The following is a 20,561-nucleotide window of genomic DNA, read 5'->3' on the forward strand; positions in this document are numbered from 1 at the left end:
ATTTTTTAACGCAACTTCAAGGTTGCGAGTCCTATCAGTACAAAAATTAACGACAATATCCAGAAACGCACGATGACCCGTGGCTCAGGCCAACCTTTTAATTCGTAGTGGTGGTGAATTGGCGCCATGCGGAAAACACGTTTGCCCCGCAGTTTGTAGGAACCCACCTGCAGCATCACGGAAACCGTTTCCATGACAAATACGCCGCCCATAATAAACAGCACCAACTCCTGGCGGACCAGTATCGCGATAATGCCAAGTGCAGCACCTAAGGCCAGAGAGCCTACATCGCCCATAAATACCAGCGCCGGATAAGTGTTGAACCATAGAAACCCCAGACCAGCACCAACAATAGCGGTGCAGACCACCAACAACTCGGCGGTTAAGGGTAAATAAGGAATTTGCAGATACTCAGCAAAGTTCACGTTGCCGGAAACATAAGCGAAAATCCCCAATGCAGCGGCAACCATAATGGTCGGCATAATTGCCAGCCCATCTAAGCCATCAGTGAGGTTCACCGCGTTACTGGTACCGACAATGACAAAATAGGCCATCAACAAATAGAGCATGCCCAGTTGCGGCATAACGTCTTTAAAGAAAGGAACAATCAGTGCCGTCTCGGCGCCCTGAGTGCTGCTCCAATACAGATAGACCGCTGCGATACTGGCAATAACCGACTGCCAGAAGTACTTCCATTTGGCGATTAAACCTTTCGGATCTTTGCGCACTACTTTGCGGTAGTCATCAACAAAACCCACAATGCCAAAGCCAGTAACTACTAATAACACAACCCATACATAGCGATTCTCCAGGTCGGCCCAGAGTAGTGATGAGCCTAGCACCGCGGCTAGTATCAAAACACCGCCCATGGTCGGTGTACCGGTTTTACTTAGATGACTTTCGGGGCCATCGTCCCGTACCGTTTGTCCTATCTGCAGACGTTGCAAACGGCGAATCAATGTTGGTCCTAACCACAATGACAAAACTAAAGCGGTTAAAACGCTCAGTATTGCCCGTAAGGTCAAGTAGGAAAACACGTTAAACGCGCTTTCAAACTGGGTTAGGTACTCCGCCAACCAAACTAACATGCGTGCTTTTCCTCTGTGCTGTCATCAACTGTGACAGCCTGCTGTATTGCTGCAACAACGCGCTCCATATGTGCAGAGCGTGAGCCTTTAACCAGCACTGTGACAGGTTGTTTACCTGTCTGTTCTGTAAGTCTTTGTAAAACAGAGTCAACCAGAGACTGCAGGCTTCCAAAGTGCTTTCCTCCATTGCCGTTAAAGACTTCGCTGGCACTTTGGCTGAGTACACCCAGGCTATATAAGTTGTCGATACCGGAACCAATAGCATGTTCACCAATTTCTTCGTGGTAGGCTCTTGCGTCAGCTCCTAGTTCGCCCATGTCTCCAAGGACAAAAATTCGATACCCCTCGTAGCTTCCGAGTAAATCAAGAGCAGCTTTGGTGGAAGCAACGCTGGCGTTGTAAGTGTCGTCAATGATACGTAAGTGATCACTCACTTTTATGGGGGTTAAACGCCCTTTAGCAGGCTGAACCTTCTCCAAACCGGTAACAATATCATCCAGAGAGATACCCAATTCGCTAGCCGCAGCCGATGCAGAAAGCGCATTTAAGACGTTGTGCTGACCGCTTAATTTTAAAGTCAGTTGTCGGGCTTCCCTATTTAAATGAAGCGTAAATGAAGGCTGCCCTTCTCCATTAAGAGTGATATCTGTGGCAAACACGTCCGCACTGTCGCTTAAACCAAAGGTCTTCCAGTTCATACTAGTGCAAGCGCGTTCCCAGCATGGATAAAACTCGGAATCGCGGGGGGTTACAGCCGTTCCCTGGCTCCCCACTCCACGGAAAATTTCGGTTTTCGCACGTGCCACGCCGTGTAAACTGCCAAAACCTTCAACGTGTGCTGCACTTACGTTATTTAAAATAGCGACGTCGGGCTTGACCAGATTAGTGGTGTAGCCAATTTCTCCGGGGTGGTTCGCTCCCAGCTCAACCACCGCGTATTTATGTTGCTCTTCCAGTCGCAGCAAAGTCAGAGGAACACCAATGTCATTATTAAAGTTGCCCTGAGTCGCCAATACCGGATGACGAATTGATAAAATAGCCGCCAGCATTTCTTTTACTGTGGTTTTACCATTACTGCCGGTAACTGCGACGGTTTTTGGAGCAACCCTGGCTTTAACCGCTGCGCCCAGGCGTCCCAGTGCATGGCGGCTGTTCTCGACAATAATTTGCCGACAGTCAATGTCCTGCTGCTTTTCACAAATAACGGCAGCGGCACCTTTGGCTATAGCTTGCTCAACGAAGTCAAGCGCATCAAAGTTCTTTCCTTTTAGGGCAATAAAAAGTGCGTCCTGCAAATCCGCCCGCGTATCCGTTGATACTTTGTCTATTTTACAATCAGAGCCAACCAGGCGGCCTTCCACCTGTTCCGCGATCCACTCCAGTGATACTGAAATCATGCGCAGTCTCCTTGCAGCCATTCACTCACGACTGCTCTTTCGTTGTAATCCACACGTTGGGTGCCGATAACCTGATAGTCTTCATGTCCCTTGCCGGCCAGCAAAACCACATCGTCTTGCGCTGCTTCCTGCATGGCTTTTATCACAGCTTCGCGGCGGCCGGGCCAGACTTTAACCCGCTCTTTATCCGCAATACCTGTCAAAATATCTTCGATAATCTGCTGCGCTGGCTCGGTTCTTGGGTTGTCGTCTGTAACAACCACAACGTCAGCGTAGTCCGCAGCAACTTTGCCCATTTGCGGGCGTTTACCGCGGTCACGGTCACCACCGCACCCAAAAACGCACCATAAACGGCCTTTGCAATGGAGCCGCAAAGCACTTAATACCTGATGCAAAGCGTCTGGTGTGTGCGCATAGTCAACCACCACTAATGGCGACTGCTTGTTATGGAAGGCTTCCATGCGCCCGGGAACCGGTAGTAAATGGCGACAGGCTTGACCGATTTCTGCCAAAGGCTTGTTGAGCTTTAATAAAACCGCTACGGCACACAGCAGGTTATAAACGTTAAAGCGCCCCAGTAGAGGTGTTTCAACGGTGCAGGATTCGCCCTGCCAATTGATCTGAAATACTGACCCTTGCTCATGAAACTGAAGCCCCGTTGCACGCAAACAAGGCTCTACCGAGCTTTCATTAAGGCTTATCCATAGATCCGCTAAGTTGTCTTTATGCCACTGACTGAGGGTGTCATCATCGGCATTCACTATTCGGTTTTGCACACCAAAGTCAGCGAATAGTCGTTGCTTCGCTGCAACGTAGTTTTCCATGGTGCCGTGGTAATCCAGATGGTCACGGCTGATGTTGGTAATAGCTGCTGCGGAAAACTGCAGTGCTTCTACACGGCGCTGAATCAAAGCGTGCGAAGACACTTCCATAGCCACAAGCTCTGCGCCTTCTGCAAGTAATGTCGCCAGTCGGTGTTGCACGGTAACTGCATCTGGCGTCGTATGCCGTTCAGGCAACAAACGTCCGATGAGCCCACTACCTGTGGTACCAATAACCGCCGCTTCCATGCCCAGAGTTTTTGCCAACTGAGCCATGATATGAGTCACCGACGTTTTACCGTTAGTTCCGGTAACACCAACCAGCTGCATTTTCTCTGACGGGTGACCAAAGAAGGTCCCTGCAATATGAGACAGGTGTTCGCGCACACCACTAAAGCCGACCACCACCGCACCTCGGCGATGTTCCAGCGCAAGCCCGGGGGCTTCAGCAATAACCGCTACCGCGCCGGCATCTATAGCGGCATCAATATAGGCCCGCCCATCGGTTTCATAACCGGGGATCGCAACAAATACGTCGCCGTTAGCTACTTGTCGGCTATCTAACTTTATTCCACTGACAGTAACATCCGGAATAGCGAATGAAACAGGCAGCATGGTGAGTAACTCAGCCAATTTCATCATTCATCACCCCCGAAGCCCGCGGCACGAACTCGGGTGTCGTCAATGTTATCTGGCGCGACATTCAGCAAGCGCATGGTCTGAGACACAATTTTTGAGAATACGGGTGCCGCCGCTGTACCACCATAATAGTCATCGGTACCCGGCTCGTTTATAGTGACCACAACAACAATTTTCGGGTCGCTGACCGGCGCAATGCCAGCAAATAAAGCAACATACTCGTCTCCGTAACCACCACCAGTTTTCGTTTTTCTTGTTGTCCCGGTTTTGCCCGCTACGCGATACCCCGGAACCTGAGCGGCTTTGGCTGTGCCGTCCCGCACCACCTCTTCCATCATATGCATGACAGCTCGAGTGTTGTCCGGATTAAACACCTGCTCAGCGGGTAACGGTGATTCCTGACGGAATATTGTGAGCGGCCGTTTCAAACCACCGTTGGCAATAATGTTATAGGCATTCGCCAGTTGCAGAGTCGTTGCTGACAGCCCGTACCCGTATGAGAGCGTCGCAATTTCAAATTCAGACCAGCGTCGACGATCGCCTAAAATGCCGATACTTTCACCCAATAAAGCAATACCGGTATCGTTACCAAAGCCTGCGTCGGCATAGGTTTGCAATAGTGGTTCAATGCCCAAATCCAGAGCTATTTTGGTCACCCCGACATTGGAGGAATGTTTCAGCACCTCGGTCAACGACAGTTCGCCATAGTTGCGAGGGTCACTGACACGACGTCCGCCAATTCTCAACCAGCCGGGGCTGGTATCAATGCTATCGCCCGCTTTGTGGCGGCCATTCTCGAGCGCGCTGAGAATCACCAGCGGTTTCATCGTTGAGCCTGGTTCGTAGCTGTCGGTTACCGCCCGGTTACGCATTCTGAAAGACTGCAGTTCCGCACGGTTGTTAGGGTTAAAGGACGGGCTATTGACCATAGCCAGAACTTCACCGGTTTCGACATTAAGCACTACCGCCGAGCCTGAAGTTGCCTGATTGTAGCGCACGGCTTTTTTCAGTTCGGTGTAAGCAGTTGCCTGAACACGTTGGTCGATACTCAGTGTCAGCTGTTTTGGTTGTTGTGCGTCTGTCTGACTAATCTCTTCAACAACCCGCCCTTGCGCGTCCTTGCGATAAACTCGTTTGCCCGGTGTGCCGGTTAAATGCTCGTCATACAATAGTTCGAGGCCTTCTTGGCCTGCACCATCGATATCAGTCAGCCCAATTAAATGAGCACTGATTTCACCTGTTGGGTAATAGCGCCGAGACTCAGTTTTTAAATACACACCCGGTATTTTCAATTGCTTCACGTAATCCGCTTCTGACGGCGTCACTTTTCGCTGTAGGTAAACAAAGCGTTTTGACTCATCGTCCACCTTGCTCACCAGCTCATTACGATTCATACGGAAAGTTTCCGCCAGAGCCTGCCAGCGACGTTCGTCTGCCAACGCTTCTTTTTCTGCGATCCGCTTTGGATCTGCCCACACGGTTTCTACCGGAACACTCACCGCTAATTCTCTACCGTTGCGATCAACAATGGTTCCTCGTTCAACCGCAACGCTGGCTGATCTTAAACTGCGCATATCGCCCTGTAGCGAAAACGCATCGGGACTAATGACCTGGATATAGGCAGCACGTGCAATGAGTACAGAAAAAACACCGAACAGTAAAAATACTGCGGTATAAAAGCGCCAGCGAGTGCCGGCTGGCTCTGCACGTTTCTTGCGACGAATCACTGCCATGAGACAAGTACCTCCTGCTCTGGCTCAACGTCACGCATACCCAACTGTTCCTGCGCGATACGTTCCACCCGACTGTGCTCAGTCAGCGAGTTCTGCTCAACCACAAGGTGCCGCCACTCTCTGTCCAGAGTGTCGCGATACGAAAGCAAGTCGTCGCGCTCAGCAGTTAATTGCCGATTCAAATGCGCGATATAAACAATGCTTAAGGCATTAACAATAACCACCACGCTCAGCAACACTATCCACTTATGCTGCAGCAGATCTTGCAGTAACATTTTGGTCAGGCTTGGGTAACGCTGTTTAGTCATTGCGAACCCTCCTGGCAATACGCAGCACAGAGCTACGTGAACGCGGATTTTCCTGAACTTCTGCCTTGCCCGGCTTAATCGCTTTACCCACTTTTTCCAGTGCTTTGTCTTTATTCCGTTCAGCCTCAGTCACCGGTAGCCCCGGCGGCAGTTGCTTGCCTTCACTGTGCTTACGGATAAAGCGTTTAACTAAGCGATCTTCCAGACTATGGAAGCTAATAACCACCAACCGCCCGTCTTCTTTCAAACCAGAAAGCGACGCTTCGAGAGCTTGTTCTATTTGCTCTAACTCGCGGTTGATATGAATTCGTATGGCCTGGAATGTGCGCGTTGCCGGGTGTTTATGCTTTTCTTTTACCGGGCTCACACGGGCAATCATTTCCGCAAGCTGCTTCGTGCGGGTGAATGGCTTTTTCTCGCGGTCCATAACTATGGCGCTGGCAATACGGCGAGCAAAACGTTCCTCACCATACTCTTTAAGAACCCAGCTAATGTCGTCTTTTTCTGCACGATTAAGCCATTCAGCCGCTGTTTCGCCGCTGCTGGTGTTCATCCGCATATCCAGCGGACCGTCACGCATAAAGCTAAAGCCTCGCTCAGCATCGTCCAATTGTGGGGAGGAGACACCAAGGTCAAATAAAATGCCCGTCACTTGCTGGTTCAGTTGCAAGTCATCAAGCACCTGTTGCAGGTTTGAGAAAGGAGTGTGGATAATTTGAAAACGGGGGTCGTCTTCGAAGGATTTTGCCGCAGCAATGGCCTCAGGGTCCTGGTCAAGAGCAATTACCCGGGCCTTGTCACCTAACTGATTAAGAAGCGCACGTGTATGTCCGCCACGACCAAATGTGGCGTCAATATATGTGCCTTGCGGATCAGTCGCTAATGCTTGTATCGACTCTTCCAGTAGCACCGAAACGTGTTGCGGTGACGTTGTTATCATTATAATGAAAAGTCTTCTAGTCGTTCGTTGAGAGTAAAGTCACCTTCGCGTTCAACATCCATATCTTGCGCCACCTGTTCGTGCCAGGCGTCTTCATCCCAAACTTCAAATTTATTCAGCTGCCCGACAAGCATCAGTTTTTTTTCTAAACTGGCGTGTTGTCTCAATGGCGCTGACAGTAACAGACGACCGTTTTTATCCATTTCACAGTCGTCAGCATGACCTAGCAGAAGCCTCTGTAGTCGACGCTCTGCGGGATTCATACTGGATAATCGAGTGAGTTTTTGTTCTATGATTTGCCACTCGGGAAGCGGGTACAACAAAAGGCACGGTTGCTTAATATCAATCGTGCAGACCATTTTGCCTTCACAGTCTAATGACAACGCATGACGGTACTTGGCCGGTATGGCCAAACGTCCTTTGCTATCCAGACTTAATGTTGTTGCACCTCGGAACATGATCCCACCTGATCATTGCGATCCACTATTATCCACAAATCCCCACAATGTTACAGTCTAGGTGTCACTGTTTCCCACTGTCAAGAAAAAACCTCTTTATTTGTCAGGGCTTCACAGAAATTTACATTAAGCGCTTGATGCAACGTGCAAAATAGTTTTTCCGCTATGGGTTGTGCGATTTTTATGCGATACTCGACTGAGTTTTAGCTAGCTGTGATACTCAATGAAGCGCTACTTATTTGTCATATTGGTAAGCTTTTGCGTGCTGGTGACCGGCGTTATCTGGTTTGCGGAGAATCAACACTCGCAAGTGATAGAGTCACGTAAGCGTGTGGCTACCGAACGCTTAGGCAGGTTACGCGCCGCACTCGAAGGCCAGATTAATTCCTCGCTGACCACCGCTCGTGCGCTGCAGGCTGAAATAAAACTTTCCCCTGACATTTCCGCAGAACGTTATCGTTTACTGGTGCAAGAGCTAATAGACAATGACCTCCCTGTTCGTCATGTGGCTCTGGCCCCTGATCTTATTATCGAGTTTCTCTATCCTTTAGTGCCAAACCAGGACGCGCTAGGTTTTGATTACCGAGCTTCACCCGAACAGTTCAAGAGTGTTCAGGAAGCCATTCAACGCAAAAGCATCATTATTGACGGCCCTGTCAAATTAGTACAAGGCGGCTGGGCGCTAATTGCACGGGCTCCGGTTTTTATCGATAACTCGCTGTGGGGCGTTATTGCGATTGTTATTGATATTGACCAGTTAATGATCAGTAGCGGCCTGACCTCGGTTGATGATTACCTCTTTGCGGTACAGAAGAAGAATGCAAATAACAACGATTTATTTGAACGAGGCGATCCATCCGTATGGCAAAAAGACTATGTTGCCATTGAAATCGATGTATCCTCCGGTCAATGGACACTGGCTCTTGCGCCGAAAGATAATGGCTGGGCTAAACGCGATAATATTTATTGGATCATCATAGTTGCCGGCTGGACACTCTCATTTTTAATGATTGCCTTTATGTATAATTTGGTCGCAACCCAGAGTCGTTTACGGACAGCTTTGACAACAATTGACCGGCAGGCCAACTTCGATTCAATCACCGATTTGCCTAATCGACGAGCCTTTGTTGACTATCTCAATCAATTAACTCAGAGCGGCAATGATCAGCATTTTGCTATTTTGTTTATCGACCTTGACCATTTTAAAGAAGTTAATGACAGCCTGGGCCACGACGCCGGCGACGAATTACTGGTATCGGTTGGTGAACGTTTAAGAAGTCAACTGCGGGGTTCTGACTTTATCGCCCGTATTGGCGGCGATGAATTTGTTGTGGTGATTAATCGCTTCAAGTCACATGAAGTCATTAATGATTTGGCAACCCAAATTAATCGTCATTTAAGCGAACCTTTTACATTACGTCAGAACCAAATACAAACCACCTGCAGCATTGGTATCGCGTTGTACCCTGACGATGGCATGAAAGCTGCCGAGCTTCTCAAAAATGCAGACTTGGCCATGTACGCCGCAAAAACCGCAGGGCGTCGCACCCACTACTTCTTTAATGACGAACTAAGAGCACAAACCGAACGCCAGAATACCATTCACAACCGAATGCGGGACGGCCTAAGGCGACATGAATTCTCGCTAGTTTATCAGCCTATTGTTGATTTTAGTTCCGGCAAAGTCACCAAATGTGAAGCCTTACTTCGTTGGAAAGATGAAGATGGAAACGTCATTTCTCCCGCTGAGTTCATTCCGGTTGCTGAACGCACGGGGTTAATTCACGAACTGGGGCAATTTGTTCTGGAGCAAGCTTGTATTGACTGGGTTACCGTTCATAAGTCCGGGTACCCTATTGAGGTTTCAATTAACCGCTCAGAGCGAGAGCTGAACGATATGAAAGTCGCTAAACAGTGGCTGGCTTGCATCAAGCAACACGGTATACCAACTGAAAGCATCACTTTCGAAATTACTGAATCCTTGTTAATGAGTAATAAGCAGCGGCAATTACAAATTTTGCATTACCTGCGCTCGCAAGGAGTACAACTGGCCATTGATGATTTTGGTACCGGTTACTCAAGCATTAATTACCTGCAGCGTTACCCTGTCGACTATATAAAAATAGACAGAAGCTTTTTGAATCAGGCACCTGATGACCGCGTGCAGGTTGCTTTATTAGACGCATTACTGCGAGTGGCCAGAGCCCTTGATATCGACGTTATTGCTGAAGGTGTGGAAACTAAGCCCCAATGGGAATTATTGCAGCAACAACAATGTGACTTTGCTCAAGGTTACTTTATTAGTGAACCTCTGACTTTGGATAAGCTATTAGATTTTTTGAGAAAATGGCAGTTCTGAAGTCAAAACGAGAAATAAGGTGGAGAGCCGGCCGATAAGCCGGGTTCTGTCGTGGACAATCATTCATCTAGTGATCAGGTTGCCCTGACCCTCAAGCAGTCTACCCGGGTTCAACGCGGGCCGCGCCAAAGAACCCCTATTTGACCTTGCTCCGGGTGGAGTTTACCGTGCCGCAAACTGTTACCAGTTGCGCGGTGCGCTCTTACCGCACCCTTTCACCCTTACCTGTGCTGCAAGCAGCCATCGGCGGTTTACTCTCTGCTGCACTAGTCGTCGGCTTACGCCGCCCAGGCGTTACCTGGCACCCTGCCCTATGGAGCCCGGACTTTCCTCCCCCTTTAAACAGGCGGCGATTGTCTGGCCAGCTCTCCGCGGGGGATTCTACGCTGCGTCAGGCTTTAACTCAATCTTTGTTTTTATTCTCCAGCCCCCACTGATACAGCACATTTTTTCGTTCATCATGAATTTTCGCAGTGACAGCAGCCGCTTTCTTTAACGGCAATTCTTCAAGTAGCAACAGCAAGGTACGCTTAGCCGCCTCCCCGGGGCCGTCACTGGCTTCAGTTTCTTGCTGCAAGGGTGATATCAGTAACACCATTTCTCCCCGCTGCTGGTTACTGTCGTCCGTTAAAATCTGCAATAACTCTGCAGCACTGCCTTTTAAATAGGTTTCAAACTGCTTCGTCAGTTCACGCGCTAATACCAACTGCCGGTCCTGTCCCAATACGACATTCATATCGGCCAGGGTATGCAGAATTCTGTGTGGGCTTTCATAAACAACAACGGTTCTTGGTTCTGTTTTTAACGCTTCTAATTTTGCTCTGCGTTGCTGCGGCTTAGAAGGCAAAAAACCTTCAAAAGCGAAACGGTCGGTAGGCAAGCCAGCCGCAGACAGTGCTACGGTTACGGCACAGGCCCCCGGCAGTGCAACCACTTTGAGTCCATGCTGACGACACCGTTGTACCAGCACATAACCCGGGTCATTAATAAGTGGTGTGCCCGCGTCGCTGACTAATGCCAGGGAGTCGCCTTGCTGCAGACGTTCAATAACCGCATCGGCACGCTGAGTTTCGTTATGCTCGTGCAGCGCAAACACGTCGTTTTGTATACCGTAATGCTGCATTAACTTCCGCGTATGTCGCGTATCTTCTGCGGCTATGGCTGCTACATCGGCTAATGTTTTTATTGCCCGCTCGGTCATATCGCCTAAATTGCCAATAGGCGTGGGTACAATATAAAGGGTCCCCGGGTCTGTCATAATGAGTCTCAGTTTGTTTCCAACGTCAATGCCGTTTATAGTATCACCGAACAGGCACCAAAGCGGAACCTTACAGTGTTTAGAACTCAGTCATTTGTATTTTTAGCTCTACTGGCACTCATGGTACTCACTCAGTGTACCTCTGCCCCTGACCGGAAAACTGAAACGCCCGATAAAACCGCAGATGTCGCCGACCAGGACTTGAGTTTAACTGAAGAAAAATCGGCTCAGGACTGGTTAGATGAAGCCCGCGCTGCCGCTAACGATATCGAGCAGCACTCCGCTTTAATACGCGCAGCTAATGCGTTTCAGAATGAACAAAAATGGCAGCAGGCTGTAGCCGTGTTGTCTCAATTAAGCCCTCAAAAAATTACCCGGCATAGTCAAAAGTACTATCACCTGGCTAAAGCTCGTTGGGCTGCAGAACAAAAACAATGGCCTCAGGTTATAGATGAACTGGAGAGCGTTTATACACAGTTTAATCAACGCGAATTTCGCTCTTTAAGCTTACAATTGCTGTCTCAAGCCGCTTACCAACAAGAAAACTACTGGAAAGCTTTGGTGTGGCAGGTAGACGCTCAACGTTTTGCTGAGCAGTCCAGTGCAGAAACCATATGGTCTGTTGCCAGCCGTGTCACCCAGTCTGAACTTCCACAGCAACGTCCTACTGATTTAGCTCTAGCGGGTTGGTGGCGTTTAGTTGACTACCATCATCAGGCGATGACCAACCCGGAGCAACTGTCCGTTTACCTAAGCCAATGGTTGCAAGGCTATAGCGAGCACGCTGCTGTCGATATGGTCGAAAGATGGCAGGAAACAGATATCAGGAATGATAACGAAAAGACATCCCAGCCAACCATTGCGGTCTTATTACCCTTGTCCGGAAAATACCAACAACAAGGCCAGGCCGTACGCGACGGCATTATTGCCCGCACAGGAGAATTAAAAGAAGTACAAGTGGTCTTTATTGATAGCGAACAAGGTGACATTGCAGCACATAAAGAGCAAATAGAGTCGTTAAACACGGTTGGTATTATTGGCCCTCTCTTAAAAGAAAACGTTTCGCTTTGGACGGAGCAAGCCCCTAGTGATGTACCTCAGGTTTTTCTAAACCAGGTTGAAAGAGAATCAACGGACTATCCTGCTAACAGCGCATTTTTTGCCTTAATTCCAGACACAGAGGCCCGCCAAGCTGCGCAGCGCATCAATCAGAAACTTCCAGGAGCTAAAAATGCCATGATCATCGCGGCCGATACATCCAACGGACGCAGAATGGTAGATGCCTTTAAATCGAGTTGGGATAATGACCAGGTGGGAGACCCCGACGTTTCTTACTTTTCAGAACGTGCGGATATGAAAGCGACGGTTGAAGGCTCTCTGGGGTTAACTGACAGTCAGCAGCGCATTCGGGCAGTGAAAATTGCTGCTGGAAAAATTATTGTTGATGAGCAGGAACGAAGCCGTAGAGACATCAGCGCTATTTATTTACCGGGAAACCTACAACAGACTCGTCTGTTAAAACCTTTTATTGATGTCAGTGTTTCACCTTTTGCTTCACCAATTAGAGTCTACGCCAGTTCCGCTACTCACGAACTTAAAAACCGCTTAGGGGATTCTGATCTTAACGGTATTATCTTTTCTGACATTCCCTGGTTGGCTTCAGATGCCGGTAATAATTTGCTTTTAACTCAGTGGCTTGAGCTACGAAATGGGTGGGGGCTTTCACTAGCACGGTTAGCCGCAATGGGATATGACAGTGTGTCATTAATACAACGATTAGAAATGATGAACCGTATGCCGGGGCTCACCTGGAGCGGACTGAGTGGCAACCTCCACATCAATGACTCAGTGGTTCGACGTGAACTAACCTGGGCTACCTTTACTAAGGGGAAAATAACCTTAGCTAAGGAATCAAATAATGCAGGAAGTAGCAACAGGTAAGCACGCGGAGTTACTGTCAGCAGAGTTTCTGGAAAAGAATAGCCTTACAATTATTTGCAAAAATTACCGCATTGACGGCGGTGAAATTGATATTATAGCCCGAGACGGAGATTACTGGGTCTTTTGCGAGGTTAAGTATCGGCAACATGAGCACTTCGCTTCAGTACTTGAGCAAATTAAGCCGCAACAGTGCAGGCGTGTAAGGCATACTGCTCGTTACTATTTACTCAGTAATAATATAGACGAACACACCGCAGCAATACGTTTTGACGTTATTGCAATAGTCGGTCACCCAACAAAAATTGAATGGTTTAAGGACGCATTCTAATTATGAATGACGAGCTAATTAAAGCGCTTTTCACAGAGAGCATACAGACACAGATCTCCGCAGTTGAGAGCCTGACTGATGACATGGCAACCACAGTGGAATTGTTAGTGGCTAACCTGCTCAATGGCCAGCGCGTTTTTTGCTGCGGTGACCGAACGACAGCAGTGGTTGCACAGCATTTTGCCAATCTTATGACGGAAGGGATGAAGCTCGAACGGCCTTCTTTTCCAGTGCTGGCTCTGAATGCGGGCAAGCAAAAGCAACTGGCAGCCTTAGGTCAGGCTAGCGACATTTTGCTCGTCATAGCCGATAATCAGGAAAATGAAGAGCTGACCTCCGTTATGGAAACAGCAATTAGCCGCGACATGTTAATCATCGCTTTAACCGGCGAAGGTAATGACTCCGTTTCCGGTTTATTAGGGGCTAATGACATAGAACTGCGTGTGCCAAGTTTAAATCCGGCTCGTATACTGGAAACTCAGTTATTTATTGTCCATGGTCTCTGTGAACAAATAGAAAATACTATCTTCCCTCAGGAGCACTGACGCGTATGACTTTATCTAAACTCGCTTTACCCGTCATTTTTATTAGCTTGTTGGCCTTACAAGGCTGCGCTGCTGTTGCAGTTGGCGCTGCCGCAGTTGGTATCTCATCGGCAACCGACCCTCGTACCATAGGCACACAGGTAGACGATCAAACCATTGAAATGAAAACGAATGCCAAGCTGGGGAACGACGAACAGCTTGAGGATTCTCGCGTCATTGCGGTCAGCTATGATACCAACGTGCTATTGATTGGCCAGGTGCCCAGCGAGAGTTTGAAAAGAAGAGCGGAAGATGTCATTAAAGACACCAATGGCATTAATAAAATTTTCAATCAACTGCGTATTGGCTCAAAAGCTTCTGCAACGGTTCGTGCCGGTGACAGCTGGATAACCAGTAAAGTGAAACTAAAGTTTGCGAATAATAAGTCCATAGATGCCACCAACATAAAAGTGGTAACAGAAAACGGCGAGGTCTTCCTGCTAGGCCATGTTAGTCAAGCCGAAGCAGACGCTGCTGTTGAGGTTGCAAGAAATGTCGATGGTGTCGAACGAGTCATTAAAGCACTAACCATTAAGCGTTAGTGCTTTAAATTTTTACTTAACAACTTTTAAGTTGGGCTTTTTCTTCGCTGACTTTTGTTCAGTTTCAGTGTTGCTCTGCTCTTCTTCGTCAAGCTCGGGCATTTTATCCAGCTCGGGCTCAGCCTCAAACATAGCACCGGCCCCATTTTCACGGGCGTAAATGGCTAATGCCGCCGTCATAGGAACAATAACTTGCATGGGCTTCCCACCAAAGCGCGCGTTAAAACGCACCTCATGGTCTGCCAACTGCAAGTTCTGAACGGCTGTTGGTGAAATGTTTAGAACTATCTGGCCTTCACTCACAAAGTTTTGTGGTACAACCGTGCCGACAATGGTTGCGTCAACAACCAAGTGCGGGGTCAGATCGTTATCAACAATCCATTCGTACAGTCCACGAAGTAGATAAGGTCTTTTCGGCGTCATAGCACTACTCCTCGACGTCGATGAAATTAATGACGGGCGAGCTCTTTTTCTTCTTCCGTTAAAGAGTCCTGGAACGTTTTGCGTTCAAATAAACGTACCATATATTGCTTGATCTCTTTTGCACCTTGCCCTTCTAGGTCAATGCCGTAAGCTGGCAAACGCCATAGCAGAGGTGCCAAATAACAATCAACTAAGCTGAACTCTTCACTCATGAAGTAAGGCGTGTCGGCAAATATAGGAGCCAAAGAAAGTATGCCTTCTTTCAGTTCCTGCCTTGCCTGTGCATCGCCTTGCTGAATTTTTTCAGCCAGACTGTACCAGTCACGCTCAATACGGTACATCATAAGACGACTTGTACCGCGGGCAACAGGATATACCGGCATCAATGGAGGGTGCGGGAAACGCTCATCAAGATACTCCATGATAATCTGTGCGTTATATAACACCAGTTCACGGTCAACAAGAGTCGGCGTAGCCTCTGGGTACGGATTAAGCTGTAACAGATCCTCCGGCGTACTTTCGTCGGTCACATATGTAATTTCGACACCAACGCCTTTCTCAGCTAACACCAGACGTACCTGATGACTCTTTAAGTCATCCTTTCCTGAATATAACGTCATTACTGAGCGTTTATTTGCTGCAACAGCCATTCCTTTCTCCAGATAATATCAACGGCAAAAGGGTGGCAAGCCACCCTTTGTTAAGTCGTTGTCTAACAGACTGATAAGCCTCGATTATTTGAGGTCTTTCCAAAACTCTTTCTTCAGTAACCATGCCAAAATAGTGAATACCAGCAGGAAACCAAAGACAAACCAACCCATTCGACGCTGCTCTAACAACATAGGCTCACCGGTGTATACCAGGAACGCTGTTAAATCTAGCATCGCTTGGTCGTACTCGCTTTCAGACAGGCGACCGTTTCCATCGGTTTTAATACCAACGTAAACGTCTTTCATTTCGCCGTCTATCATACGCTCTTCGTAGGTTTTTTCAGGAAGCCCCTGAAGTTCTTCCAGCACATGCGGCATACCCACGTTAGGGAATACTGCGTTGTTAACCCCAAATGGGCGACTTTCGTCTTTATAAAATGAGCGTAAATAAGTATAAATCCAGTCCGCACCACGTACACGAGCAACATTGGTTAAATCCGGTACAGCTGTACCAAACCAATTCGCCGCGGAATCTGAGTTCATATTATTGGTAATAAGGTCACCGGCTTTATTGCCAGTAAACTGTAAGTGCTTCTCACCCAGCTCTTGTGGGATACCAAGATCTTCAAAGGTGCGGTTATAGCGATGATACTCCAGCTGATGACAACCCAGACAGTAGTTCATATATAACTGCGCACCGCGTTGCAACGAGGCCTTGTCATGTAAATCGACTTCGGCCTTATCTAATGGAACTTCAGGACCCGCCGCAAAAACCAGCGACGGAATCAAAGTTATAAGAGCGATTAACAGTTTTTTCATTTCGACGTCACCCTTTCTGGTACCGGTTTAGTCTTCTCGCGCTTACTGTAGAACCAGAGCAGCCCGAAGAATGCAAAGTACAGGAACGTAAATATCTGTGCGAACACGGTTGCAACAGGAGTTGCAGGCTGAGTTCCCAGATAACCCAGTACAACGAAGCTGATCGCGAATACGGTTAAGTTCAGCTTATGCAATAGGCTACGATAACGAATTGAGCGTACTCGACCACGGTCTAACCAAGGCAATAAGGCCAGGAAGGCAATGGCAGCAAACATGAGAATGACGCCAAATAGCTTATCCGGAACCGCACGTAAAATAGCGTAGAACGGAGTGAAGTACCATACCGGAGCTATGTACTCTGGTGTTTTCAGCGGGTTCGCTGGTTCGAAGTTCGGTGGCTCAAGGAAAAAGCCGCCCATTTCCGGATTGAAGAAAATAACGTAACAGAAGAAGAACAAGAAGATACCAAAACCGAACATGTCCTTAAGGATGTAATAAGGATAAAACGGGATGGAATCAACAATGTCTTTCTTGTTCGTGAAGCGCTCATGGAACTTAAATTTCGGCTTCTCTTCGTCAGGAACCGAGCCTTTAGGCTTCTTCGTATCAACACCATCGGGGTTGTTAGAACCGACCTCGTGCAAAGCGACGATGTGCAAGAAGACCAAAATAACCAGCACTAATGGTAAAGCAATGACATGCAGTGCAAAGAAACGGTTTAACGTAGCGCCCGAAATAACGTAGTCACCGCGGATCCACAAAGTTAAATCATCACCAATAACCGGAATTGCACCGAACAAGGAGATAATAACCTGAGCACCCCAGTATGACATTTGTCCCCATGGTAGCAAGTAGCCCATGAAGGCTTCCGCCATTAATACCAGGAAGATGAACATACCAAACAACCAGATTAATTCCCGTGGTTTTTGGTAAGAACCGTACATCATGCCGCGGAACATATGCAGATAGACCACCACGAAAAACGCTGATGCCCCAGTGGAGTGCATGTAACGCAACAGCCAACCGTATTCAACGTCACGCATGATGTACTCGACCGAAGCAAATGCGCCTTCGGCACTTGGTACGTAGTTCATGGTAAGCCAAATACCAGTCAGAATTTGGTTAATTAATACAATAGTTGCCAAGAAACCGAAAACATACCACATGTTGAAGTTTTTCGGAGCTGGATACTGTGCCAGGTGGATGTTCCAGGTTTTTGTCATGGGGATGCGGGCATCCATCCACTCTACAAATCGCTTAAACATTATGCTTGCCCCTTATCTTCACCCACCAAAATGGTGTTCTCGTCGATAAAATAATGCGGCGGCACGACTAAGTTCAGAGGTGCTGGAACGCTTTCAAAAACACGACCTGCAATATCAAACTTCGAACCGTGACACGGGCAGAAGAAACCAGATTCAACGCCATCAACATGGTCTCCCATTCCCTTTTCGAGATAGGACGGGGAACAACCTAAATGGGTACAGATACCAACGGCGACAAAGAATTCTTCCTTGATTGAACGGTGTTGGTTCTGAGCGTACTCAGGCTGCTGTGGTTCTTCCGAATTAGGGTCGCGAAGCCGATCTTCAACTTTAGACAACCCTTCCAGCATATCGGGGGTACGACGCACCACCCAGACTGGCTTTCCGCGCCATTTCACACGGACTAGCTGGCCAGGTTCAGCCTTGCGTATATTCACTTCTACGGGCGCACCCGCGTTTTTCGCTTTCGCACTCGGGTTCCATGATCTTATGAAGGGAACGGCTACTGCTACCGCTCCGGCACCACCTACCACAGAGGTTGCGACAGTCAAAAAACGACGGCGGCCTTTATCTACAGGCGCATTGCTCATCCATCTACTCTCCAGTTTTGGACGCTCCACGATACTTTGTCGCGAAGTCGGGAATTAGCTGCTGCTTTGTCCGCTTATGCGGATTACAGAAAATGCTTTGAGATGATAATGAAAAGACACACTTTTTACAAGCTTAATAGCCGCTATTATCGCGGTATTTCTATTTCGATCAGACATAAAAAAACCCAGCCGAAGCTGGGTTTTGCCACAATAAATGAAGACGAATTAACGCTTCGAGAACTGTGGACGTTTACGTGCTTTATGCAAGCCGATTTTCTTACGTTCAACCTGACGAGCGTCACGAGTAACGTAACCTTCTTTACGTAGCGGACTACGTAGAGCTTCGTCGTACTGCATTAATGCACGAGTAATACCGTGACGAATTGCACCAGCCTGACCCGTAGTACCACCACCACTTACAGTGATGTACAAGTCAAACTTTTCAGTCATTTCAACTAACTCTAACGGCTGACGAACAACCATTTGAGCCGTTTCACGACCGAAGTATTCGTTCAGTTCACGGTTGTTAATTTTGATGTTGCCGCTACCAGGACGCAAAAATACGCGAGCCGTGGAGTTTTTGCGACGACCAGTACCGTAGTATTGATTATCTGCCATAGTGTTCTTGCTCCGTATTATATATCCAGTTGTTTAGGTTGTTGAGCAATATGGTTATGCTCAGTACCTGCGTACACTTTCAGTTTACGGAACATGGCACGACCCAATGGACCACGGGGTAACATACCTTTCACCGCTTTCTGAATGACCATCTCTGGTTTCTTAGCAATCAGTTTTTCAAAGCTGATTGATTTGATACCACCCGGAAATCCAGTGTGCGAGTAGTACATCTTGTCCTGAGCTTTGTTACCGGTAACGGCAACTTTCTCAGCGTTAATTACGACGATGTAGTCGCCAGTATCAACGTGAGGAGTGTACTCAGGCTTATGCTTGCCGCGTAAACGACGAGCGATTTCAGTAGCTAAACGACCTAAAGTTTTGCCTTCAGCGTCTACTACGTACCAGTCGCGTTTTACCGTTTCTGGCTTGGCTACAAATGTTTTCATTGTATAAAACCTACATTTTAAAAGTTCACGGACAGTAATTCCGGGCTTCCCCGCGAATCACAACAATAAAAAAAATGATGAAAATCATTTAGTTATCTGCTGCGACCGCTGCATTACGTTAGGTAACACAACGGACTGTAACGTGGGCTGCGCGGATTATAGGAAAAATGCGGTTAAAGATCACGCATTTTCTGAAATTTATGCTTTATGTGCCATAGCGAGGTACTCCTGACTCTGCATTTCCTGCAAACGGCTGACGCAGCGACGGAATTCAAAAGTTAACTGGCCTTCGGTATACAAGGATTCGATATCGACTTCAGCGGATAAAATCAGTTTCACCCGACGCTCGTAAAATTCATCCACTAACGCAATGAAACGTCTGGCGGTATCGTCTTTTCCCGCGCCCATTTGTTCGACATTGCTGATCAGTACTGCATGATAAATTCGCGCTATTTCCATGTAGTCATTTTGACTGCGCGCGGTTTTGCAAATAGAAGTAAAATCAAAGAACACAACGTCGTCACACTCGGCTCTTACGTCAATATCCCGACCTTCGATATCAATACAGTCTGACTCGTAACGGTCTTTGCACTCCGGTGCCAGCTCTTTAAAATATTGCCATAAGTTTTTATCAGCCTGGTCATCCAGCGGTGCGTGAAAAATTTCAGCTCGTGTCAGTGTTCTTAAGCGATAGTCGATACCACTGTCGACATTCACCACCTCACAGTGCCGTCTAATAAGTTTTATCGCCGGAATAAAGCGCGCTCGTTGCAGGCCGTTTTTATAAAGGTCATCGGGAATAATATTGGACGTAGCAACCAGCACCACACCCCGTTCAAATAAATACTCAAACAGCTTACCCAGCAACATAGCATCGGTAATGTCCTGTACGAAAAACTCGTCAAAACACACAATAAGTGCTTCATCGGCAATCTTGTCCGCCACAATACGTAACGGATCGCTTTGCTTATCCAGCATTTTTAGTTCGTTATGAACTCGATGCATAAAGCGATGGAAATGAATGCGCCATTTACGTTCAACTGGCAAGCTCTCAAAAAAAGTATCAACCAAATAGGTTTTACCACGGCCCACGCCACCCCAAAAATAAATTCCCTGAGGCCGTTCAGGCTCTTTGCTTAGTAGTTTTCGCCAGGCCGATAAGGTGTGGTAATGGTGCCACTCGATAAGCTCATCATGCAGTCTTTGCAAATGTTTAACGGCATTAAGCTGGGCTTCATCTTCCGAGAAGCCATTGTGTTCGATATCATACTGATAACGTTCTAATGGAGACATTTGCTGTTTGGACACTACCACTTCACCTCAGTTGGGATTATCCTAATAGGTAATATGTTAC

At 47.8% G+C, this 20,561-nt stretch carries 21 protein-coding genes and 1 other RNA gene; 5 read left to right on the forward strand and 17 right to left on the reverse strand.

The genetic code is table 11. The features are described from left to right. Window positions 1-5: 5 nt before the first annotated feature. From mraY to mraZ, 7 genes are read right to left on the reverse strand one after another with little or no spacing between them, the layout of a single operon-like run. Window positions 6-1,088 (reverse strand): phospho-N-acetylmuramoyl-pentapeptide-transferase, encoded by a 1,083-nt coding sequence (gene mraY / locus BM359_RS09035; protein ID WP_054489867.1) that lies wholly within the window; start codon window positions 1,086-1,088, stop codon window positions 6-8. Continuing rightward, on the reverse strand, window positions 1,082-2,485 hold the full coding sequence (locus BM359_RS09040; RefSeq protein ID WP_054489865.1) for a UDP-N-acetylmuramoyl-tripeptide--D-alanyl-D-alanine ligase: 1,404 nt from the start codon (window positions 2,483-2,485) through the stop codon (window positions 1,082-1,084). Before BM359_RS09040 ends, mraY begins: the two co-directional genes overlap by 7 nt. After that, entirely contained in the window at window positions 2,482-3,948 is a 1,467-nt protein-coding gene (gene murE / locus BM359_RS09045; RefSeq protein WP_234972487.1) for a UDP-N-acetylmuramoyl-L-alanyl-D-glutamate--2,6-diaminopimelate ligase, read from the reverse strand. The genes BM359_RS09040 and murE overlap by 4 nt, the downstream gene beginning before the upstream one ends. Next, on the reverse strand, window positions 3,945-5,678 hold the full coding sequence (locus tag BM359_RS09050; RefSeq protein ID WP_054489863.1) for a peptidoglycan D,D-transpeptidase FtsI family protein: 1,734 nt from the start codon (window positions 5,676-5,678) through the stop codon (window positions 3,945-3,947). The genes murE and BM359_RS09050 overlap by 4 nt, the downstream gene beginning before the upstream one ends. Next, window positions 5,669-5,986 carry a cell division protein FtsL gene (gene ftsL / locus BM359_RS09055; protein ID WP_054489859.1) on the reverse strand — a complete coding sequence of 106 codons (318 nt, stop codon included), beginning with the start codon at window positions 5,984-5,986 and terminating at the stop codon, window positions 5,669-5,671. The genes BM359_RS09050 and ftsL overlap by 10 nt, the downstream gene beginning before the upstream one ends. Beyond that, window positions 5,979-6,926 carry a 16S rRNA (cytosine(1402)-N(4))-methyltransferase RsmH gene (gene rsmH / locus BM359_RS09060; protein WP_054489857.1) on the reverse strand — a complete coding sequence of 316 codons (948 nt, stop codon included), beginning with the start codon at window positions 6,924-6,926 and terminating at the stop codon, window positions 5,979-5,981. Before rsmH ends, ftsL begins: the two co-directional genes overlap by 8 nt. Next, on the reverse strand, window positions 6,926-7,384 hold the full coding sequence (mraZ, locus tag BM359_RS09065) for a division/cell wall cluster transcriptional repressor MraZ (protein ID WP_054489855.1): 459 nt from the start codon (window positions 7,382-7,384) through the stop codon (window positions 6,926-6,928). The genes rsmH and mraZ overlap by 1 nt, the downstream gene beginning before the upstream one ends. A 223-nt stretch (window positions 7,385-7,607) precedes the next feature. Here mraZ and BM359_RS09070 point away from each other — a divergent pair, with 223 nt between their 5' ends. Beyond that, window positions 7,608-9,743, forward strand: a complete 2,136-nt coding sequence (locus tag BM359_RS09070; RefSeq protein WP_054489853.1) for a putative bifunctional diguanylate cyclase/phosphodiesterase — start codon at window positions 7,608-7,610, stop codon at window positions 9,741-9,743. 19 nt (window positions 9,744-9,762) lie between these two features. On the opposite strand, the gene rnpB is transcribed toward BM359_RS09070, so the two are convergent. Beyond that, an RNA gene (gene rnpB / locus BM359_RS09075) (RNase P RNA component class A) lies at window positions 9,763-10,112 on the reverse strand. A 34-nt stretch (window positions 10,113-10,146) separates the two neighbouring features. Continuing rightward, window positions 10,147-11,001, reverse strand: coding sequence for a 16S rRNA (cytidine(1402)-2'-O)-methyltransferase (gene rsmI, locus BM359_RS09080; protein WP_054489851.1), 855 nt, complete (start codon window positions 10,999-11,001; stop codon window positions 10,147-10,149). A gap of 75 nt (window positions 11,002-11,076) precedes the next feature. Here rsmI and BM359_RS09085 point away from each other — a divergent pair, with 75 nt between their 5' ends. From BM359_RS09085 to dolP, 4 genes are read left to right on the forward strand one after another with little or no spacing between them, the layout of a single operon-like run. Next, a complete protein-coding gene (locus BM359_RS09085; protein ID WP_054489850.1) occupies window positions 11,077-12,942 on the forward strand; it encodes a penicillin-binding protein activator in 1,866 nt (621 codons plus the stop codon). After that, window positions 12,920-13,270 carry a YraN family protein gene (locus tag BM359_RS09090; protein ID WP_054489849.1) on the forward strand — a complete coding sequence of 117 codons (351 nt, stop codon included), beginning with the start codon at window positions 12,920-12,922 and terminating at the stop codon, window positions 13,268-13,270. Before BM359_RS09085 ends, BM359_RS09090 begins: the two co-directional genes overlap by 23 nt. Window positions 13,271-13,272: 2 nt before the next feature. Next, complete coding sequence (locus tag BM359_RS09095) at window positions 13,273-13,815, forward strand: SIS domain-containing protein (RefSeq protein WP_054489847.1); 543 nt, start codon at window positions 13,273-13,275, stop codon at window positions 13,813-13,815. Window positions 13,816-13,820: 5 nt separating this feature from the next. Next, window positions 13,821-14,396 carry a division/outer membrane stress-associated lipid-binding lipoprotein gene (gene dolP, locus BM359_RS09100; RefSeq protein ID WP_054489845.1) on the forward strand — a complete coding sequence of 192 codons (576 nt, stop codon included), beginning with the start codon at window positions 13,821-13,823 and terminating at the stop codon, window positions 14,394-14,396. A gap of 12 nt (window positions 14,397-14,408) precedes the next feature. Here the strand turns inward: dolP and BM359_RS09105 are convergent, their stop codons facing one another. From BM359_RS09105 to zapE, 8 genes are all read right to left on the reverse strand, one after another. After that, the gene (locus BM359_RS09105; RefSeq protein WP_054489843.1) at window positions 14,409-14,819 is read right to left on the reverse strand and encodes a ClpXP protease specificity-enhancing factor; all 411 of its coding nucleotides are present in this window, start codon (window positions 14,817-14,819) and stop codon (window positions 14,409-14,411) included. A gap of 26 nt (window positions 14,820-14,845) precedes the next feature. Then, entirely contained in the window at window positions 14,846-15,469 is a 624-nt protein-coding gene (sspA, locus tag BM359_RS09110) for a stringent starvation protein SspA (protein WP_054489841.1), read from the reverse strand. Between the two features lie 84 nt (window positions 15,470-15,553). Continuing rightward, window positions 15,554-16,288: a cytochrome c1 gene (locus BM359_RS09115; RefSeq protein WP_054489839.1), complete on the reverse strand. Its 735-nt coding sequence runs from the start codon at window positions 16,286-16,288 to the stop codon at window positions 15,554-15,556. Further along, window positions 16,285-17,553, reverse strand: coding sequence for a cytochrome b (locus BM359_RS09120; protein ID WP_054489837.1), 1,269 nt, complete (start codon window positions 17,551-17,553; stop codon window positions 16,285-16,287). Before BM359_RS09120 ends, BM359_RS09115 begins: the two co-directional genes overlap by 4 nt. Further along, complete coding sequence (petA, locus tag BM359_RS09125) at window positions 17,553-18,143, reverse strand: ubiquinol-cytochrome c reductase iron-sulfur subunit (protein ID WP_054489835.1); 591 nt, start codon at window positions 18,141-18,143, stop codon at window positions 17,553-17,555. The genes BM359_RS09120 and petA overlap by 1 nt, the downstream gene beginning before the upstream one ends. A gap of 225 nt (window positions 18,144-18,368) precedes the next feature. Further along, on the reverse strand, window positions 18,369-18,761 hold the full coding sequence (gene rpsI / locus BM359_RS09130; RefSeq protein ID WP_054489832.1) for a 30S ribosomal protein S9: 393 nt from the start codon (window positions 18,759-18,761) through the stop codon (window positions 18,369-18,371). A 17-nt stretch (window positions 18,762-18,778) separates the two neighbouring features. Beyond that, the gene (gene rplM, locus BM359_RS09135; RefSeq protein WP_054489830.1) at window positions 18,779-19,207 is read right to left on the reverse strand and encodes a 50S ribosomal protein L13; all 429 of its coding nucleotides are present in this window, start codon (window positions 19,205-19,207) and stop codon (window positions 18,779-18,781) included. Window positions 19,208-19,405: 198 nt separating this feature from the next. After that, window positions 19,406-20,500 (reverse strand): cell division protein ZapE, encoded by a 1,095-nt coding sequence (gene zapE / locus BM359_RS09140; RefSeq protein WP_054489968.1) that lies wholly within the window; start codon window positions 20,498-20,500, stop codon window positions 19,406-19,408. Window positions 20,501-20,561: the final 61 nt, after the last annotated feature.

This window comes from Idiomarina abyssalis (genome assembly GCF_900116625.1).
Lineage (GTDB): Bacteria > Pseudomonadota > Gammaproteobacteria > Enterobacterales > Alteromonadaceae > Idiomarina > Idiomarina abyssalis.

Coding starts and splice junctions, on each gene's coding strand:
- mraY (WP_054489867.1), bottom strand. CDS start 1,088: ATGTTAGTTTGGTTGGCGGAGTACCTAACCCAGTTTGAAAGCGCGTTT.
- BM359_RS09040 (WP_054489865.1), bottom strand. CDS start 2,485: ATGATTTCAGTATCACTGGAGTGGATCGCGGAACAGGTGGAAGGCCGC.
- murE (WP_234972487.1), bottom strand. CDS start 3,948: ATGATGAAATTGGCTGAGTTACTCACCATGCTGCCTGTTTCATTCGCT.
- BM359_RS09050 (WP_054489863.1), bottom strand. CDS start 5,678: ATGGCAGTGATTCGTCGCAAGAAACGTGCAGAGCCAGCCGGCACTCGC.
- ftsL (WP_054489859.1), bottom strand. CDS start 5,986: ATGACTAAACAGCGTTACCCAAGCCTGACCAAAATGTTACTGCAAGAT.
- rsmH (WP_054489857.1), bottom strand. CDS start 6,926: ATGATAACAACGTCACCGCAACACGTTTCGGTGCTACTGGAAGAGTCG.
- mraZ (WP_054489855.1), bottom strand. CDS start 7,384: ATGTTCCGAGGTGCAACAACATTAAGTCTGGATAGCAAAGGACGTTTG.
- BM359_RS09070 (WP_054489853.1), top strand. CDS start 7,608: ATGAAGCGCTACTTATTTGTCATATTGGTAAGCTTTTGCGTGCTGGTG.
- rsmI (WP_054489851.1), bottom strand. CDS start 11,001: ATGACAGACCCGGGGACCCTTTATATTGTACCCACGCCTATTGGCAAT.
- BM359_RS09090 (WP_054489849.1), top strand. CDS start 12,920: ATGCAGGAAGTAGCAACAGGTAAGCACGCGGAGTTACTGTCAGCAGAG.
- BM359_RS09095 (WP_054489847.1), top strand. CDS start 13,273: ATGAATGACGAGCTAATTAAAGCGCTTTTCACAGAGAGCATACAGACA.
- dolP (WP_054489845.1), top strand. CDS start 13,821: ATGACTTTATCTAAACTCGCTTTACCCGTCATTTTTATTAGCTTGTTG.
- BM359_RS09105 (WP_054489843.1), bottom strand. CDS start 14,819: ATGACGCCGAAAAGACCTTATCTACTTCGTGGACTGTACGAATGGATT.
- sspA (WP_054489841.1), bottom strand. CDS start 15,469: ATGGCTGTTGCAGCAAATAAACGCTCAGTAATGACGTTATATTCAGGA.
- BM359_RS09115 (WP_054489839.1), bottom strand. CDS start 16,288: ATGAAAAAACTGTTAATCGCTCTTATAACTTTGATTCCGTCGCTGGTT.
- BM359_RS09120 (WP_054489837.1), bottom strand. CDS start 17,553: ATGTTTAAGCGATTTGTAGAGTGGATGGATGCCCGCATCCCCATGACA.
- petA (WP_054489835.1), bottom strand. CDS start 18,143: ATGAGCAATGCGCCTGTAGATAAAGGCCGCCGTCGTTTTTTGACTGTC.
- rpsI (WP_054489832.1), bottom strand. CDS start 18,761: ATGGCAGATAATCAATACTACGGTACTGGTCGTCGCAAAAACTCCACG.
- rplM (WP_054489830.1), bottom strand. CDS start 19,207: ATGAAAACATTTGTAGCCAAGCCAGAAACGGTAAAACGCGACTGGTAC.
- zapE (WP_054489968.1), bottom strand. CDS start 20,500: ATGTCTCCATTAGAACGTTATCAGTATGATATCGAACACAATGGCTTC.